The following is a 17,242-nucleotide window of genomic DNA, read 5'->3' on the forward strand; positions in this document are numbered from 1 at the left end:
CGCAGAAGCGCTAGGCGTCCCCTCCGCCCCGCCCCGGCCGCGGTCGAGCCGGAAAGTCGCACGTGAGCCCGAACGTTCGGGCTCATTCGCGCCGAAGGGGCTCAATCGTGCGACTCCTTACGGCGCGGCGCGCGCCCAACGGCGGCCGACACGCCTCAGCGTGCAGGCGGGCGGCCGCCGACACGACTCAGCGCGTCGGCGGGCGGCCGCCGATACGACTCAGCGCGTCGGCGGGCGGCGGCCGATACGACTCAGCGCGCAGGCGGGCGGCCGCCGATGCGGCTCACGGCGATGGCCGCGACGCGCTGACCCTCGCGCGCGGCGTGAGCGAGGTCGGCTCCGGCGAGGCGCGCGGCGAGGAAGCCGGCCGTGAACGAGTCGCCGGCCCCGGTCGGATCGACCGTCGGCACGCGCTCGGCGTCGAGCGACGCGACCCTCGCACCCCCCTCGGCGCGGAGCTCGGCGATCGTCACGCCCGCGGCCCCGCACGTGAGCACGACGGCCGGCGCGAGGTCGAGCAGCGCCTCGGCCACGAGCGCGGGCGGTGCGCCCGCGTCGAGCCCCGCGAGCAGGCGCCCCTCGTCGAGGTTCGGCCGCAGGACGTCCACGCCCGTGATCGCGGAGCGGAACGCCGCGACGCCGTAGTCGGCGATGAACCCGGTCGAGCTGGGGTCGAGCGAGACGCTCGCGCCGTGCGCGTGAGCGCGGTCGACGAGCTCGCGCAGCGCGCGGGCCGAGAGGGCGTCGACGAGCGAGTACCCGGTCAGATGCAGGATGCCCGCGGTCGCGAGCAGAGCATCCGTCACCTGGGAGGGATCGAGGGTCGCATTCGCGCCCCGATCGGTGAGCATCGAGCGCTGCTGCCCCTCGACGAGGATGACGATCGTTCCGGTCGGCCGATCGTGATCCTCGTGCAGGTGCGCGTCGACGCCCGCGGCGGCGAGCTCTCGGGCGTGCCGGTCGGCGTCGCCCGCGCCGACGCGGCCCACGAAGTCGACGCCCGTGCCGAGCCAGCCGAGCCACGCGGCCGTGTTCGCCGCGCTCCCGCCGGGCTGGCGGGTGATGCGCGAGGTCGTGTCGGTGTCGGGCCGGATGGGGCCGGAGGGCACGACGATGATGTCGTCGATGACGTCGCCCACGAGGAGTGCGCGCGGTCCGGTCACGGGTGAGTCCCGGCCGCTCAGGCCGAATGCCGCGCGGCCCAGGCCGTCGCGATGCGGCCGGCGACGCGCACGTTGTTGCGCGCGAGGTCAAGGTTGACCTCGAGGCTGCGCCCACCCGAGAGCTCGACGATCGTGCCGAGGAGGAACGGCGTGACGGCCTTGCCCGTGACGCCCGCGGCGTCGGCGAGCGCGAGGGCCTCGGCAAGCACGCGGTCGTGCTCCTCGGGCTCCCAGGCCTGATCGGCGGGGACGGGGTTCGCGACGACGATGCCCTGGCGGTGCCCGAGCGCGTCGTGCGCGGCCATGACCGCCGCGACCTGCGTCTCGTCGTCGACCGACCAGTCGAGCGTGAAGGCGCTCTCGCGCAGCCAGAAGCTCGGGAACACCGTCGTGCCGAGCCCGATCACGGGCACCGAGTAGGTCTCGAGCCGCTCGAGCGTCGCGGCGATGTCGAGCACGCTCTTCACTCCCGCCGAGACGACCGTGATGGGCGTGACCGCGAGGGTCGAGAGGTCGGCCGACTCGTCGAAGGTCTCGCTCGCGCCGCGGTGCACGCCGCCGAGACCGCCCGTGGCGAAGACGCGGATGCCCGCCATCGCCGCGAGGTGCGCGGTCGCCGCGACGGTGGTCGCCCCGCTCGCGGCGCGGGCCGCGAGGATGGGCAGGTCGCGCACGCTCGCCTTCGCCATCTCGTCGTCGGAGATGCGGCGCACCCCCTCGGCGTCGAGGCCGATGCGCGCGACGCCGTCGAGCACCGCGATCGTCGCGGGCGTGACGCCCTGGTCGCGGAGGATGCCCTCGAACTCGAGCGCCGCCTCATGGTTGCGGGGGCGCGGCAGGCCGTGGCTGATGATCGTCGACTCGAGGGCGACGACGGGGCGCCCGGCGGCGAGCGCCGCGGCCACCTCGTCGGAGAGCTGGAAGGGCTGGGTCACCGGGTCAGGCTATCGGGCGGCCGCCCGCCCGTCTGCGCGCGACCGTGACGCCGCGTGACGCTCCGACCCGCGGCCGTCGCGCGGGCCGCCTAGCGTGGAGGACACGATGAGCTCGAGCGCAGCATCCGCCCCCGTGCCCGCCACCACAGTGCACGACTCCCGGCGCTTCCCTCCCTCCGCCGCGTTCGCCGCGCAGGCCAACGTCACGCCCGCCGACCTCGCGGCGCTCCCCGCCGACCCGCTGACCTTCTGGGAGGAGCAGGCGCACCGCCTGCCGTGGGCCCGGCCCTGGGTGTCGGTGCACGAGTGGGTGCCGCCGAGCGAGGACGACCCGCTGAGCCCGCGGGCGACCTGGTTCGCCGGTGGTGCGCTCAACGCGAGCGTCGTGTGCGTCGACCAGCACGTGGCAGCCGGCCGCGGTGATACCGTCGCCCTGCACTTCGAGGGCGAGCGCGGCGACCGCGAGACCGTCACCTACGCCGAGCTGCAGCGCCGCGTCGCGCAGGCGGCGCATGCGCTCGAGGCTCTCGGCGTCGAGGCCGGCGACCGCGTCGTCATCTACCTGCCCGTGCTCATCGAGACGGTCGTCGCGGCCCTCGCCGTCGCGCGCATCGGCGCCGTGCACTCGCTCGTCTTCGGCGGGTTCTCGGCCGAGGCGCTGCGGTTCCGCGTCGCCGACACGGGCGCGAAGGTCGTCATCGCGAGCGACGGGCAGTTCCGGCGCGGAGCAGCGGTCGGCGTGAAGGGCATCGTCGACGCGGCAGTGGCGGGGCTCGCGCACGTCGAGCACGTCCTCGTCGTCCGGCGCACCGGCGACGAGACCCCGGGCACGCCCTGGATCGAGGGTCGCGACGTCTGGTGGCACGAGGCGGTGGGTGCTCAGCCCGAGCAGCACGCGGCTCCCGAGCTCGACGCCGAGCATCCCCTCTTCATCACCTACACGAGCGGCACGACCGGGCGGCCGAAGGGCGTCGTGCACACGACGGGCGGCTACCTCGTGCAGGCGAGCTGGTCGCACTGGGCGGCCTTCGATGCGAAGCCCTCCGACGTGTACTGGTGCACCGCCGACCTCGCGTGGGTGACGGCGCACACCTACGTGCTTTACGGTCCACTGTCGAACGGCGCCTCGATCGTGATCGCCGAGGGCTCGCCCGACCACCCGACGCCGACGCGGCACGCCGAGATCATCGAGCGGCTCGGCGTGACGGTCTACTACACGGCGCCGACGCTCATCCGGACCTTCATGGCGCGCTTCCCCGACGGATTCCCCGCGTCGTTCGACCTGTCGAGCGTGCGGCTGCTCGGCACGGTCGGCGAGGCGATCAACCCGGAGGCGTGGGTGTGGTTCCACGCGAACGTCGGTGGTGGTCTCGCCCCGATCGTCGACACGTGGTGGCAGTCGGAGTCCGGGGCCGCGATCGTCTCGACCCTGCCCGGCGTGCACGAGGGCGTGCCGGGCGCTGCCGGCGTCGCGCTGCCGGGTCTCGCCGTGCGCGTCGTCGACGAGACGGGGGCGGATGTCGCGCCGGGCGCGAGCGGGTACATCACGATCGAGGGGCGCTGGCCCGCCATGGCGCGCACCGTGTGGGGCGACCACGACCGGTATCGCGCCGCCTACTGGAGCCGGTTCGACGGCCTCTTCCTCGCGGGCGACGGCGCGACGATCGACGAGCGCGGGTACGTGCGATTGCAGGGTCGCGTCGACGACGTCATCAACGTCTCGGGGCACCGGCTGTCGACGATCGAGATCGAATCGGCGCTCGTCGCGCACCCCCTCGTCGCGGAGGCGGGCGTCGTGGGCGTCGCCGATGCCGTGACGGGGCAGGCGGTCGCGGCGTTCGTCGTGCCGGTGACGCGGCCCGGTGCGGAGGGCGGCGACGCGGGGGCCGGCGGCGTGGGCGACTCCGATCTCGACGTGGCCGCGTGGCGCGCCGCGGCATCGGATGCCCGTGCCGAGCTCGCGGCGCACATCGCGCGGGTCATCGGCCCGGTCGCCAAGCCCAAGCACGTGCTGCTCGTGCCCGACCTGCCGAAGACCCGCTCGGGCAAGATCATGCGCCGACTCCTCGGCGACGTGCTCGACGGGCGCGAGCTCGGCGACACGACCTCGCTGCAGGACGAGTCGGTCGTCCCGGCGATCGCGGCGATCGCTCGCGGGTAGGGCGCGGTTCGGAGGCGGCGGGCGCGGGCGCCTCGGCATGTCCGCAGCCGCTCACCAGTGGCCGGGACCGCAGTACCAAATGCAGTCTTGGTAGACCCTGCCCAACGACCTTGCGGGCCGTACAACCCTGACGCGCGGCGTTCTGACTGCATTTGGTAACGGACTGAAGAGAGGGGGTGCGCGGGGCGGGGCGCCGGGGCGCTCGCGCCCCCCGCGACTACGCTCGAGTCGTGCCCGAGCCCCTGCCGATCGACCCGCTCGCCGAGGCGCGTCGGCAGTGGATCGCCCACGGCTGGAGCGACGCCGCCGACGGCATGACCCTCGTCACCTCCGTGATGCGCGCGCACCAGCTGCTGCTCGCGCGCGTCGAGGGCACGCTCAAGCGCTTCGACCTGTCGTTCGCGCGCTACGAGCTCCTGCAGCTGCTGAGCTTCACGAAGGACGGCGTCATCCCGATGGCGAGCGCGACCGCTCGCCTGCAGGTGCACCCGACGAGCATCACGAACACGGTGCAGCGCCTCGAACGCGACGGCCTCATCGCGCGCGAGCCGCATCCGCGCGACGGGCGGGCATCCATGCTGCTGCTGACGGATGCGGGCCGGGCCGTGGCGGCGCAGGCGACGGCGGCGCTCAACTCCGAGGTCTTCACCGAGCCGGGGATGCCGCGCGACGACGTCGCGTCGATTGTGCGCGCGCTCGCCCGCTTCCGGGAGAGCGCGGGCGACTTCGTCACCCCGCCGCCGACGCCCGACCCGCTCTAGCCGCCGGCCGCGCCCCGCACGACCCGCTCCGCCCGAGCAGAAGCGACCGCGGCCTACCGGTGCTCGAACCGCGCCTCACGCTTCTCGACGAAGGCGGCCATGCCCTCCTTCTGATCGGCGAGGGCGAAGCCCGCGTAGAAGAGCTGCCGCTCGACGCGGACCCCCTCGGCGAGGGACGACTCGAACGCGGCGTTCACTGCGGCCTTCGCGGCCTGGGCGACGGGCTTCGACTTCGACGCGACGGTCTCGGCGAGAGCCATCGCCTCGTCGAGCAGGGAGTCGGGGGCGACCACGCGCGCGACGAGGCCCGTGCGCTCGGCCTCGTGGGCATCCATCATGCGACCGGTGAGGATGAGCTCCATCGCCTTCGCCTTGCCGATCGCCCGGGTGAGGCGTTGCGTACCGCCGATGCCGGGGATGACTCCGAGGTTGATCTCGGGCTGGCCGAACTTGGCCGCCTCGGAGGCGATGATGAGGTCGCAGAGCATCGCGAGCTCGCAACCGCCGCCGAGGGCGAAGCCGTTGACGGCCGCGATGACCGGAGTGCGGACGGCGGCGAGGGCGTCCCACCCGGCGAAGAGGCGCTCGCGCGCGACCTGCTCGTAGGTGGCGCTCGCCATCTCCTTGATGTCGGCGCCGGCGGCGAAGGCCCGCCCCGCGCCCGTGATGACGATCGCGCCGATGCCGGGGTCGGCATCCCACGCCTGCGCCTGGTCGACGACCTCGGTCATGAGCTGCGAGTTGAGCGCGTTGAGCGCGTCGGGCCGGTTGAGCGTGATGAGGCCGACGCGGCCGCGCTGCTCGGTGAGGATGGTGCTCGTGCCGGTCATGAGGTCCCTTCGCCGCGCTCGACTGCGACGTCGGTCGTCAGGCTGCGCTCTCGGATGTCGGTGATGATCGCCGAGAAGTCTCGCATCGCTCCGTCGCCCTCGGCGAAGCGCGCGTAGATCTCGGCGGCGAGCGATCCCGCCTCGGCGTGCACGCCCGTCGACGCGATGGCCTGGGCCGCGAGGTCGAGATCCTTCGCCATGAGCGCGCTCGCGAATCCGGGCTGGTAGTCGCGGTTCGCGGGGCTCGCGGGCACGGGGCCGGGCACGGGGCAGTTGGTCGTGAGCGCCCAGCACTGACCGCTCGCGTTCGCGGCGACCTCGAAGAGCGCGTCGTGCGTGAGCCCGAGCCGCTCGCCGAGCACGAACGCCTCGCTCACGGCGATCATCGACACCCCGAGGATCATGTTGTTGCACACCTTCGCGGCCTGACCGAGGCCCGGACCGCCGCAGTGCACGACGCGGCGCCCCATCGCCTCGAGGAGGGGTCGCGCCTCGGCGACGTCGTCGTCGGCGCCGCCGACCATGAACGCGAGCGTCGCGGCCTCGGCGCCCATGACGCCGCCCGAGACGGGGGCGTCGATGTTCCGGTGGCCGGCCGCGACGGCGAGCTCGTGCGCCTGCCGCGCGTCGTCGACCGCGATCGTCGAGCACTCGACGAAGAGCGTGCCGGGGGCGGCCATGGCGAGCAGACCCGCGTCGCCGCTTCCGTCGCCGCTGCCGCTGTACGCGCTGAGGACGTGCCGCCCGACGGGCAGCATCGTGATGACGACGCGCGCCCCCGCGACGGCCTCGGCCGCCGTCGCCGCGATCGGGACGCCCGCCTCGCGCGCGTGCGCGACGGCCTCGGCCGACAGGTCGAACCCGCGCACATCGACGCCCGCGCGGGCGAGGTTCGCCGCCATCGGCGCCCCCATGTGCCCGAGCCCGATGAACGCGACCGGCCCCGCGGCCGCCGCCCCGCCTACCGTGCGGTCGACCCCGCCGGATGCTCTCTCGCTCGTCATGATGCCTCCCACTCCCCCGTGCCGAATCTGACCCGCTCGGCCTCGTCGAGCGGAGCGAATGCCGCCTCGACCGCGGCCGGATCGACCTCGGCGAGCGTCGGCGGGCTCCACCGCGGCGAGCGGTCCTTGTCGATGACCTGCGCGCGCACGCCCTCGGCGAAGTCCGGCGCCGCGAGCGCGCGCAGCGCGGCCCGGAACTCGAGCGCGAGCGCCTCCTCGAGCGACGCCGCGCGCGCGGAGCGGCGCAGCGCGGCGAGCGTCACTGCGATCGCGCTGGGCGAGCGGGCTGCGAGGGCATCGGCGGCGGCGTTCGCCGCCTCGTGATCGGATGCCCGCATCCGCCCCATGATGGCGCTCGCGTCGTCGCCGGCGTACGCCGCGTCGATCCACGCGCGCTCGTCGAGAAGCGGGGCCGCGCCCGCCGGCTCGGCGAACTCGGCGATCGTCGCGTCGACCGCGGCCGAGGCGTCGCTCTCGGCCGCCGGGTCGAGCAGCTCGAGCGCGGCGACGAGCTCGCCGAGGCTCCGGCTCGGCACGCGCGCGTCGGCGAGCCCGACCGCGATGGCGTCGTCGGCGCCGATCATCGTGCCGGTGAGGGCGAGGTGCGTGCCGAGCTCTCCGGGCGCGTGCGACAGCAGCCACGTGCCGCCGACGTCGGGAATGAAGCCGATGCCGGTCTCGGGCATGCCGATGCGCGAGCGCTCGGTGACGACGCGGTGCGAGCCGTGCGCCGAGATGCCGACGCCGCCGCCGAGCACGATGCCGTCCATGAGGGCGACGTAGGGCTTCGGGTAGCGGGCGATCGCGGCGTTGAGGCGGTACTCGTCGCTCCAGAAGGCGGCGGCCGCGGCTCCTCCGCCAGCGCGCGCGTCGGCGTGCAGCGACACGATGTCGCCGCCCGCGCACAGCCCGCGCTCGCCCGCGCCGACGACGGCGACCGCGAGCACGTCGTCGCGCGCCGCCCACTCGTCGAGCGCGGCGCGCATCATGACGACCATGCCGCGGGTGAGCGCGTTGAGGGCGCGGGGCCGGTTGAGGGTCAGCAGCCCGAGCGAGCCGCGCACCTCGACGAGCAGCTCGGGCTCGCCGCCGCTCACGAGACCTTCTCGAGCACGCTGCGGCCGATGATGAGCTTCATGATCTCGTTCGTGCCCTCCAGGATCTGGTGCACGCGGAGGTCGCGCACGACCTTCTCGATACCGTACTCGGCGAGGTAGCCGTAGCCGCCGTGCAGCTGCAGGGCGGCGTTCGCAGCCGTGAAGGCGACATCGGTCGCGAAGCGCTTCGCCATCGCGCAGTGCGCGGCGACGTCGGGATGCCCGCTGTCGATCGACTGCGCGGCGCTGCGGAGGAGCAGGCGGGCGGCCTGCAATTCCGTCTCCATGTCGGCGATCGTGAACACGAGCGACTGCTGGCTCGACAGCGGAGCCCCGAACGCGCGCCGGGTCGAGATGTGGCGCACGGCGCGGTCGAGCGCCCACTGCGCGCCGCCCAGCGAGCACGCGGCGATGTTGAGCCGGCCGCCGTTGAGCGCCTTCATCGCCATCGAGAAGCCCTCGCCCTCGGCGCCGAGACGGTCGGCGGCGGGCACGCGCACGCCGTCGAGGATGACGGGGCGGGTGGGCTGCGCGTTCCAGCCCATCTTCATCTCGTTGGGCCCGAACGAGAGCCCAGGGGCATCGGCGGGCACGATGAACGCCGTGATCCCGGCAGGCCCCGCCGCACCCGTGCGGGCCATGACGATGTAGACGTCGGTGCTGCCGGCACCGGAGATGAACTGCTTGACGCCCGTGAGAACGTAGTCGTCGCCGTCGCGCACCGCGCGGGTCGCGAGGGCGGCGGCGTCGGAGCCGGCGTCGGGCTCGGTGAGGCAGTAGCTGCCGAGGTGCTCCATGCTCGCGAGCCTCGGCACCCAGCGCTCGCGCTGGTCGTCGTCGCCGAAGGTGTCGATCATCCAGGCGACCATGTTGTGGATGGAGATGTACGCCGCGATCGTGACGTCGCCCTTGGCGAGCTCCTCGAAGATGAGGGCCGCGTCGGCGCGCGTGAGCTCGGTGCCGCCGACTTCCTCCTTCACGTAGATGCCGCCGAAGCCGAGCTCGCCCGCGGCACGCAGCACGTCGAGCGGGAAGTGCTTCTCGCGATCCCACTCGATCGCGTGCGGCTCGAGCTCCTGCTGGGCGAAGTCGCGCACCATCTCGACGAGCGCCTGCTGCTCGTCGCTCAGGCCGTGGGCGGGCGCCGCCATGGGGGCGTCGTTGAGCAGGGTCATCGGGTGACCTTTCCGGTGAGGCTGGCGACGGGTCGCAGGAAGACGGGCCGGGCGAGGAACCACGCGGCGACCATGACGACGACCGAGCCGGCGAAGACGCCGAACCCGATCCACGAGTCGTCGTCGCGCGCGGCGTACATGTGGTTGAGATTGCGGAGCGCGCCCGTCGAGAGGACGAGAGCGACGTGGACGACGATGAACGCCAGGAAGACGAGCATGACCGGGAAGTGCACCGCGCGCGCCCACTCGATGGGGAAGGCGCGATTGAGGCGAGGCGCGTTCGCGGGCCACGCCCCGGACATCCGGAGCCCCGTGATGATCGCGAGCGGCGTGACGACGAAGACGATCGCGAAGTAGCTCAGCTGCTGGAGGCTGTTGTAGTTGACCCAGCCGTTCTCGACCGGCCAGTTGAGCGAGAGGTACTGCAGCAGCGCGGAGGCGGCGTTCGGCACGACCTCCCACGACGTCGGGACGATGCGCACCCAGTGCCCGGTCGCGAAGGCGAGCACGAGGAAGACGATGCCGTTGAGCACGAGCAGCGCGTCGAGCGTGAGGTGGAGCCAGAGCTCGAGCGTGATCTTCTTCGGCGGGTTCTTGGTGCGCAGCGGGCCGGAGTTGTTGCGCGTCCAGTGCCCGGCGGGGCGCTTCGCCGTGCGCACCTGCCACCCGGTGCGGATGATCAGCAGCAGGAACAGGCTCGACAGGAAGTGCGTCGCGTTGAGCCACACCGGCAGCCCGACCGGGGCGCCCTCGGGCAGCTCGGTCTCGCCGGGGTAGCGGGCGATGAACTCCTGCACGGCGGGCAGCTCGCGCAGCGCGCGGGCGGCGACGACGAGCAGAACGAGGCCGACGATCGCGACGAGGATGCTCACGAGCAGCTTCGTCGGCAGCTGCGGCGAGCGGCGCGTGCCGCTCGCCGCCTTCTGGCGGCCCTGGGTCATGCTCATGCTCGCCTACCTCCGCGACTCGAGGGCCGACAGCAGCTGCGGCACGACCTGGAACACGTCGCCCACGATGCCGAAGTCGGCGACCTCGAAGATCGGCGCCGAGGCATCCGTGTTGATCGCGACGATCGTCTTCGCCGTCTGCATGCCGGCCTTGTGCTGGATCGCGCCGGAGATGCCGAGGGCGATGTAGAGGTCGGGCGCGACGGTCGTGCCGGTCTGGCCGACCTGCGCCGCGTGCTCGATGTAGCCCGCGTCGACGGCGGCGCGCGAGGCCCCGACCGCGCCGCCGAGGGCGTCGGCGAGCTGCTCGACGAGGGCGAACTTCTCGGGAGACCCGAGTCCGCGACCGCCGGCGACGACGACCTTCGCGGTGCGCAGCTCGGGGCGGCCGGAGGGGCGCACGGGGGTGGAGGACTCGACCGTCGTGGCGGCACCCGTGACCTCGACGGCGAGCATCTCGACCACGGGGGCGTCGACCGCGGTGGCGCGCGCGTCGATCGCGCCCTGCCGCACGGTGACGATCGGCAGCCCGCCCTCGACTGCGGACGTCGTGGAGTAGGCGCCGCCGAAGACCGAGTGGCTCGCGACGACGCGGTCGCCGTCGAGGCGCACGTCGACGGCGTCCCACGCGAGAGCCCCGCCGACCCGGACGGCGAGTCGGCCGGCGACGTCGCGGCTGTCGATCGAGTGGGCGACGAGGACGACGCCGGGCTGCTCGCGCTCGATCGCCGCGGCGAGCGCCGAGACCTGCGGGGTCGCGATGACCGACGCGGCCTCGGCGGCCTCGGCGACCAGGACGCGCGCGGCACCGAGCGAGCCGAGCGCCGCGGCGAGGCCGGCGGCGTCGGTGCCGGGCGCGACTGTCACGACCGCGACGGTGTCGCCGATCGCGGCGGCGGCTCCGAGGAGACCGGCGGCCGAGTCGGCGGGAGCGCCGTCGGCGGTGAGCTCGATGTGGACGAGTGCGGTGGTCATGGCGGCCTCCTAGACGAGTCGCTGCTCAGCGAGGAACGCTGCGAGCTGCGTGCCCGCGTCGCCCTCGTCGACGATGGGGTCGGCTCCGGTGCGGCCGGGGCGCTGCTCGCAGGTCAGCACGATGGAGGAGGCGCTCGAGCGCGACCCGGCGAGCGCGGGCTCGAGGTCGGCGAGCGAGTGGGAGGCGACGGGCTTCTTCTTGGCGCCCATGATGCCCTTGAACGACGGGAACCTCGGCTCGGGCATCCCCTCGGTGATCGATACGATCGCCGGAAGCGGGGCGCTCACGACGCTCGTCGCGGTCTCCGTAGCGCGCTCGCCGCGCACGCGGCCGCCGTCGATCGCGAGCTCGCTCACGAAGGTGAGGGCTGGCAGGCCGAGGTGCTCGGCGATCATCGCGGGGATCATGCCGCCGCGCCCGTCGGTCGACTCGTTGCCGGCGATGATGAGGTCGGCACTCGCGTCGCGCAGCGCGGCGGCGAGCGTCGCGGCGGTCGTCATCGCGTCGGCCCCGGCGAGCGCGTCATCGACGAGGTGGATGCCCGAATCGGCTCCCATGGAGAGCGCCTTCTTGATCGCGCCCGTCGATTCACTCGGACCCATCGTCAGTGCGACGACCTCGATCGACTTGTCGCGATCCTTGAGCGCGAGGGCGGCCTCGAGGGCCCGCTCGGTGATCTCGTCCACGACCCGTTCGCTCGCGGAGCGGTCGAGCCGCCCGGTCGTGGGGTCGAGCACGCGCTCCTCCCAGGTGTCGGGCACGTGCTTGATCAGGACGATGATCCTCATGGGAACTCCCTCGTTCTGCGCTCTCGCGAGCGCGGCGCCTTGTGGGCGACGGCCACGATACTCGGGCGGCAGAGGAAATGCTAGGGGTTCCTTGTATCTGCACACGTGCTCCGCACGCTCGCTCAGCAGTTGCGGGCGCCCTGCCGCATCCCCGTCTCGTGGAAACGGTCAGCGAGCCACTGCGTGCAGTCGGGGGCCCAGCCTGCAATGACGCTCGCGCGCTCGTCATCGACGGGGATGGTCGTCGTCGCCGCCGAGAGGTATCCGAAGGTCGTGAGGTGGAGCGCGTCCCACTGCGCGGAGACCGCCCGGAGATCCGGGATGACCCATCGCCCATCCCGCCCCGTCACGCGATACCAGTCGTGGCGGCGCGACGCCGTGACATCGAGGGGATGCTCGCGGCACAGCTCCGCCCAATCCTCGGCCGAGCCGATCTCGCGCACACGGCCCTCGCCCACGACCTCCACGAGCGTGGCCGCCATCGGAGCGACGGCGTCCTCGACCAGCGCCATCGCGTCTTCCGGCTCACGCCAGGAGCGCGCGGACTGCGGCAGCGACCACCACGTCCCCGACCAGTTCGCCGTCACGTCGTCCGGACGCTCTCGGCGGGCCCTCTCCTCATCGGCTTCCTGCTCGGCATCCCACCGCGCGACCGACGCGGCACCGGAGGTCAGAGGAGCGAGCGATAGGTCATCGCCCCAGATCGTCATCCACCCCCGGGATGCCCACGGCGCCGCCCACGAGTGCGCCTCATCGGTCGCGACGATCGCGGCTGCTATCGGCCGGAGGGCTGCACGCACCTCGGGGACCGCCGCCAGCTGATCCTCCGCGTCGGGCTCCTGCCAGTAGAGCGCCGAGTCGACCGAGGCGATGAGCGCTTCTCGGAGCAGCCCCTCATCGTTGCCGACCTCATCAGCCGCTCGCAGCGCCACCGCCTCGATTGCGCGCGCGACGTCCCACGGCGCCACCGACCGTTCGGGCGAGCTCGAATCCTTGACGGCCCACCCGAACGTCCAGGACTCAGCGGGCCGGCTCATGCCCATCGAGCTCCAGAGCACGAGCTGACCGACATCCGAGTCGAGTCCGGCGGCGACCTCGAGGCAGAGCCGTCGGCCTCGAGGCCCGGCCAGCAGAGCATCGACGTCACCGGGCGGCATGCGCCGAGCATCCCACGTTCGATGCCCGAGGAACGAGAAAAGCCCCCGCCGAAGCGAGGGCCTTCCGATCTGCGCGCCCGAAGGGACTCGAACCCCTAACCTTCTGATCCGTAGTCAGATGCTCTATCCATTGAGCTACGGGCGCACTGTCACTTTCGCGACTGAGCGAGCATATCAGCGACGCGAGAGGGTCGCGAATCGTGCCGACCACCGCCGGCGAGGGCCTCCCGAGCACGTCGATGCCTTGCCGTTGGCCGACGCTCGCGAGCAGACTGGGCCGACCCGAGACGAGGAGCAGGCCATGGTCGAGGACGACCCGCAGACGACGCACGTCATCAAGCCGCTCACCCTCGAGACCTTCCCCGCCTGGCTCGCCCTCGCCGAGAAGCACAACGGCGTGTGGGGCGGCTGCTACTGCTCGTACTTCCACGGCGACACCGAGCAGACGGTGAAGAGCGAGTACGACCGCCCGACCTTCAAGCGACGGCTCGTCGAGGAAGGGGTGGCGCACGCCGCGCTCGTCTTCGACGGCGACGCCGCGATCGCCTGGTGCGAGTACGGAAGCCCGATCGAGCTTCCCGGCATCTACCACCGCAAGCAGTACGACGCGGGCGAGACGAGCCCGGCGCCCTGGCGCATCACGTGCTTCTTCGTCGACCGCGACCATCGGCGGTCCGGCGTCGCCCGAGAGGCACTGGATGGCGCGCTCGCCCTCATCGCGGAGGCAGGAGGCGGCGAGGTGGTCTCGTTCCCGAACCAGCTGGAGCCCGACACCCGCACGTCGTCGTCGTTCCTGCACAACGGGACTCGCGCGATGTTCGAGAAGGCGGGCTTCACCTTCGAGCGCCGCATCGGCAAGAGCAAGACAGTCATGCGGACGACGGTCGCGCCGGCATGATCGCGCGGGACGGGAGAGGTCCGGCGACAGCGGCCCGAGCGTCGGGCGCTCCTCGCAGCCGTCGGCCCCCTAGGCTGGGCGACGCACCGCACGAAGGAGAACGGGTGACCGCGACCACCGATGCCCCCACGCTCGACGACCGGCCGCTCGTCAGCCCGCGCTACACGGCGCGACTGCTGCAGGGCACGTTCGCCCTCCTGTTCCTGCTCGCGACGCTCGTCGTCGTGGCCCTCGAGCCGGCGACCGTCACGAACCCCTTCTACGCAGGCGGCGCGGCGCTGGTGCTCGTCGCTACGGCCTTCCCGCTCCTCCCCGCCTTCCGCAACGTCCGCTACCGCCCGTGGATGATCGCGATGCCCCTCCTCGACTTCGCCGCGATCCTGCTCATCCGGCTCGAGGGCACGGGCGGGATCACCAACCCCATGGTGATGATCCTCACGATGCCCGCCGTGTGGGTGGGGCTCGTGAAGTCGCGGCGCGCGCTCGCCATGCTCATGCCCGCCGTCCTCGCCGTCGTCGTCCCCGATGCCTTGCTCGTCGCACGGGGCGCCCTCAGCGAATCGACTGCGGATCGTGCGGTCATGCTCATCGCGACCTTCCCGATCGTGATGATGTTCGCGGCCGGAGCCGCCTACGCGATGTCATCGATCCTGGCCGGGCGGCAGATGGAGCTCGCCGACGAGCAGCGCCGCCGGGCGGAGGCGGCAGCCGATGCCGAGCGGGCTCGGAATCTGCTCCACGCCGTCCTCGACACCATCCCTGTCGGAGTCGTGGTCATGTCGCCGACGGGGGAGCGGATCCTGATGAATCGCCGCCTGCGCGAGAGCCCCGAGCTCATGGCTGACGGCGCGGACCCGTGGGACGCGATCCAGGAGGTCCGGGCGCTCATGGTCGATCGCGTCACCCGCATCGAGGAGGAGCAGTCCGCCTTCCAGCATGCGGCGCGCGGCGAGACGGTCACCGACCGGCTCGTCTGGGTGGGGCTCCCCGGCCAGCAGCAGCACGCGCTGTCGGTGTCGACGGGCCCCGTGCACACCGATGCCGGCGAGCACCTCGCGAACGTCCTGGTCGTGAGCGACGTGACGGACTTCATGCACGCGCTCGAGGCGAAGGACGCGTTCATCGGCACCATCTCGCACGAGCTGCGCACACCCCTGACCACGCTCTCCGGCTTCGTCGAGCTGCTCATCGAACGCGAGCACGAGTTCCGCGACGACGTGCGCTCCTGGCTGAAGGTGATCGATCGCAACGTCCGCCGCCAGCACATGCTCGTGCGCGACCTGCTCGCGGCCGCCGCGACCCGCAACGCGCCGATCGTCATCGACCGGCAGCCGAGCGACCTCGCCGCGATCGCTCACGAGGCCGCCCTCGCCGTGCGGAGCGAGGCCGAGCAGAAGGGCGTCGCGGTCGCCGTCTCCGGCGAGGCGACCGGCAACGTCGACCCGCTCCGCATGGCGCAGGTGGTCGAGAACCTGCTCACCAACGCTGTGCGGTACACGCCGGCGGGCGGGAGCGTGAGCGTCTCCGTCGGCGGTGACGCCGACCACCTTCACCTCGTCGTGAGCGACACGGGCGTCGGCATCGCGCCGGAGGATCAGGAGCGGCTGTTCGAGCAGTTCTTCCGCGCGGCCGACGCCCGGGCATCCGCCATTCGGGGCATCGGTCTGGGGCTCGCGATCGTCAAGGCGATCGTCGACGCGCACGGCGGCGAGGTCGCCCTCGAGAGCGAGCCGGGCCGCGGCACGACCGTGACGGTCCGAATCCCTCAGTCCGCCTGACCCGCAGGCGCGGGGCCGCTCGCTCAGTTGACCTGGACGGAGTCGGCGGTACGCGCGGAGACCTCCTCCGGAAACGAGAGGACGAGGTGACGCCCGAGTGCTGTGGCGAGCCGGGCGAGGGTGTCGATCCTGTTCCTCGCTCCGCCGCCCTCCTCGAGTCGGGAGATCACTGACTGGGTCGTCTTCATGCGCGCGGCCAGCTCTCGCTGGCTGAGCCCGGCCGAGGTACGCAGGTCATAGATCAGTTGCCCGAGCGCGAGATCCTGTTCGACTTCGCCGCGGACTTCGCCGCGGACTTCGTCGCCCACCGCACCCCGCCGCTGCTTCACATCTTCCCAACGGGAGTAGTTCGCCATCATGCCCTCCATCACGGGTACTCGATTGCGCACTGCGCGGCAACGCGCTTCGCGCGAGCAACCTCATGCCGCTCGTTACCGCGCTGCTTGCGGAAGGTCGTTAGCAGGACGATCCGCCCATCTCTCGTGAACCGGTAGGTGATGCGTCTCGCGGTCTGCCGGAGCGTGAACCGTAGCTCGAACAGACCATCGCCGAGCGAGCGAGACAACGGCATGCGAGCTGCCGCACCCGAGGTCGCCAGCCTGTCGATGATCACCGCGACCCGGTCCCAGTCGCGCTGGCCCAGACGGCTGAGCCACGCTTCGATCTCGTCATGCAACTCGACTTCAGTCGCGTTCATGATCGCACTCGCGAAATGATCGCACAAGTGCGATATGAGGAGTTGTGCTCGCGTGAACCATGCATCCGCGCCCGGTCACCCGATGAGGTAGACCATCCCGCGGCCCTCAGCCGCTAGCGACTCGACGAACTCCTGTGCTCGCTCGAGATAGTGGAGGACGTAGCGGCGTTCCTCCTCGTCGGTCGCGCCGTGCGGGCTACGCCACGTTCGAGCCCAATCGTCGATCCGCTTCTCGTCCACCTCGCGCAACTGGTCGCGGATGCCGGGCACCTCCTCCGGCAGGATCATCCGCACCCACGGTTCCCAGCCCAGCCCGTGCATGGTCACATTGCCCTCGAACATCCGGTACGCGAATTCGGATGCGGGCCCCTCGGGGCCCGGTCTCGTGAGGGATTGGAGGGCCGACCACGCCTTGTCGAGGTAGAGCATGTCGCACGGCGGCGGGACCTGCTCGAACACGGCGACGCTCGATCTCGCGTGCGGCTCCAACCCCCATGCGTCGGCGAGCGGATCGCTGGAAAGGATGCTGTGCGGATCGTTGATCGCCTGCTGTACAAGCTCGGCATCGAAGGCGTAAGCGTAGTAGCGAATTCCCATGCCGCGATCGTGGCGTCGTATTTGCGGCGGGAAAGCCGCGACCGGCGAACCGAGGACGCGGTGGATGACCCGCGCTCATGTGGAGGAGCCGCCACGCGGCAGAACAACCCAGAAGAGGTCGAGCCCGAGCAGAAGCGTCACGCCGCAGAAGCGGCGGCGGGACCAGATGACACGGAAGCGGAGACGGAGGGATTTGAACCCTCGGTCCCCTAAACGGGGACTCCACCTTAGCAGGGTGGTGCACTCGGCCGGACTATGCGACGTCTCCTGGCGTGAGC

17 protein-coding genes and 2 tRNA genes are annotated in these 17,242 nt (G+C 72.1%); 4 read left to right on the top strand and 15 right to left on the bottom strand.

Translation table 11 applies throughout. The annotated features are described in order from the left end of the window. Positions 1-251 precede the first annotated feature (251 nt). Both Q7T15_RS05070 and Q7T15_RS05075 read right to left on the bottom strand, forming a co-directional pair. Positions 252-1,163 carry a carbohydrate kinase family protein gene (locus Q7T15_RS05070; protein ID WP_304693922.1) on the bottom strand — a complete coding sequence of 304 codons (912 nt, stop codon included), beginning with the start codon at positions 1,161-1,163 and terminating at the stop codon, positions 252-254. Between the two features lie 17 nt (positions 1,164-1,180). After that, positions 1,181-2,098 (bottom strand): pseudouridine-5'-phosphate glycosidase, encoded by a 918-nt coding sequence (locus Q7T15_RS05075; protein WP_304693924.1) that lies wholly within the window; start codon positions 2,096-2,098, stop codon positions 1,181-1,183. A gap of 106 nt (positions 2,099-2,204) precedes the next feature. On the opposite strand from Q7T15_RS05075, the gene acs reads away from it, so the two are divergent. Together acs and Q7T15_RS05085 are read left to right on the top strand one after the other, a co-directional pair. Beyond that, on the top strand, positions 2,205-4,259 hold the full coding sequence (gene acs / locus Q7T15_RS05080; protein WP_370689104.1) for an acetate--CoA ligase: 2,055 nt from the start codon (positions 2,205-2,207) through the stop codon (positions 4,257-4,259). Positions 4,260-4,489: 230 nt separating this feature from the next. Next, positions 4,490-5,020: a MarR family winged helix-turn-helix transcriptional regulator gene (locus tag Q7T15_RS05085; RefSeq protein WP_304693929.1), complete on the top strand. Its 531-nt coding sequence runs from the start codon at positions 4,490-4,492 to the stop codon at positions 5,018-5,020. A 53-nt stretch (positions 5,021-5,073) separates the two neighbouring features. On the opposite strand, the gene Q7T15_RS05090 is transcribed toward Q7T15_RS05085, so the two are convergent. The 9 genes from Q7T15_RS05090 to Q7T15_RS05130 form a co-directional block, all read right to left on the bottom strand. Beyond that, complete coding sequence (locus tag Q7T15_RS05090; protein ID WP_304693931.1) at positions 5,074-5,850, bottom strand: enoyl-CoA hydratase; 777 nt, start codon at positions 5,848-5,850, stop codon at positions 5,074-5,076. Then, positions 5,847-6,854: a 3-hydroxyisobutyrate dehydrogenase gene (gene mmsB, locus Q7T15_RS05095; RefSeq protein ID WP_304693933.1), complete on the bottom strand. Its 1,008-nt coding sequence runs from the start codon at positions 6,852-6,854 to the stop codon at positions 5,847-5,849. Before mmsB ends, Q7T15_RS05090 begins: the two co-directional genes overlap by 4 nt. Next, positions 6,851-7,951 (bottom strand): 3-hydroxyisobutyryl-CoA hydrolase, encoded by a 1,101-nt coding sequence (locus Q7T15_RS05100; protein WP_304693935.1) that lies wholly within the window; start codon positions 7,949-7,951, stop codon positions 6,851-6,853. The genes mmsB and Q7T15_RS05100 overlap by 4 nt, the downstream gene beginning before the upstream one ends. Next, on the bottom strand, positions 7,948-9,126 hold the full coding sequence (locus Q7T15_RS05105) for an acyl-CoA dehydrogenase family protein (RefSeq protein ID WP_304693937.1): 1,179 nt from the start codon (positions 9,124-9,126) through the stop codon (positions 7,948-7,950). Before Q7T15_RS05105 ends, Q7T15_RS05100 begins: the two co-directional genes overlap by 4 nt. After that, the gene (locus tag Q7T15_RS05110) at positions 9,123-10,073 is read right to left on the bottom strand and encodes a cytochrome b/b6 domain-containing protein (RefSeq protein ID WP_304693939.1); all 951 of its coding nucleotides are present in this window, start codon (positions 10,071-10,073) and stop codon (positions 9,123-9,125) included. The genes Q7T15_RS05105 and Q7T15_RS05110 overlap by 4 nt, the downstream gene beginning before the upstream one ends. Before the next feature lie 6 nt (positions 10,074-10,079). Continuing rightward, a complete protein-coding gene (locus tag Q7T15_RS05115) occupies positions 10,080-11,048 on the bottom strand; it encodes an electron transfer flavoprotein subunit alpha/FixB family protein (RefSeq protein WP_304693941.1) in 969 nt (322 codons plus the stop codon). A 9-nt stretch (positions 11,049-11,057) separates the two neighbouring features. Then, the gene (locus Q7T15_RS05120) at positions 11,058-11,837 is read right to left on the bottom strand and encodes an electron transfer flavoprotein subunit beta/FixA family protein (protein ID WP_304693943.1); all 780 of its coding nucleotides are present in this window, start codon (positions 11,835-11,837) and stop codon (positions 11,058-11,060) included. Positions 11,838-11,959: 122 nt separating this feature from the next. After that, positions 11,960-12,994 (bottom strand): hypothetical protein, encoded by a 1,035-nt coding sequence (locus tag Q7T15_RS05125; protein ID WP_304693945.1) that lies wholly within the window; start codon positions 12,992-12,994, stop codon positions 11,960-11,962. A gap of 72 nt (positions 12,995-13,066) precedes the next feature. Beyond that, positions 13,067-13,139: transfer RNA gene (locus Q7T15_RS05130), tRNA-Arg, on the bottom strand. Positions 13,140-13,295: 156 nt separating this feature from the next. On the opposite strand from Q7T15_RS05130, the gene Q7T15_RS05135 reads away from it, so the two are divergent. Further along, positions 13,296-13,892, top strand: a complete 597-nt coding sequence (locus Q7T15_RS05135; protein WP_304693947.1) for a GNAT family N-acetyltransferase — start codon at positions 13,296-13,298, stop codon at positions 13,890-13,892. Between the two features lie 104 nt (positions 13,893-13,996). Next, positions 13,997-15,670 (top strand): cell wall metabolism sensor histidine kinase WalK, encoded by a 1,674-nt coding sequence (locus tag Q7T15_RS05140; RefSeq protein WP_304693949.1) that lies wholly within the window; start codon positions 13,997-13,999, stop codon positions 15,668-15,670. A gap of 23 nt (positions 15,671-15,693) precedes the next feature. Here Q7T15_RS05140 and Q7T15_RS05145 read toward each other — a convergent pair whose 3' ends face one another. The 4 genes from Q7T15_RS05145 to Q7T15_RS05160 form a co-directional block, all read right to left on the bottom strand. Next, the gene (locus Q7T15_RS05145) at positions 15,694-16,026 is read right to left on the bottom strand and encodes a helix-turn-helix domain-containing protein (protein WP_304693951.1); all 333 of its coding nucleotides are present in this window, start codon (positions 16,024-16,026) and stop codon (positions 15,694-15,696) included. A gap of 11 nt (positions 16,027-16,037) precedes the next feature. After that, entirely contained in the window at positions 16,038-16,367 is a 330-nt protein-coding gene (locus Q7T15_RS05150) for a type II toxin-antitoxin system RelE/ParE family toxin (RefSeq protein ID WP_304693953.1), read from the bottom strand. 75 nt (positions 16,368-16,442) lie between these two features. Continuing rightward, positions 16,443-16,964: a DUF1877 family protein gene (locus Q7T15_RS05155; RefSeq protein ID WP_304693955.1), complete on the bottom strand. Its 522-nt coding sequence runs from the start codon at positions 16,962-16,964 to the stop codon at positions 16,443-16,445. A 178-nt stretch (positions 16,965-17,142) separates the two neighbouring features. Then, a tRNA-Ser gene (locus tag Q7T15_RS05160) sits at positions 17,143-17,232 on the bottom strand. Between the last annotated feature and the right edge of the window lie 10 nt (positions 17,233-17,242).

Origin of the sequence: Microcella sp., from assembly GCF_030645145.1 — a bacterium.
Taxonomy (GTDB): Bacteria; Actinomycetota; Actinomycetes; order Actinomycetales; family Microbacteriaceae; genus Microcella.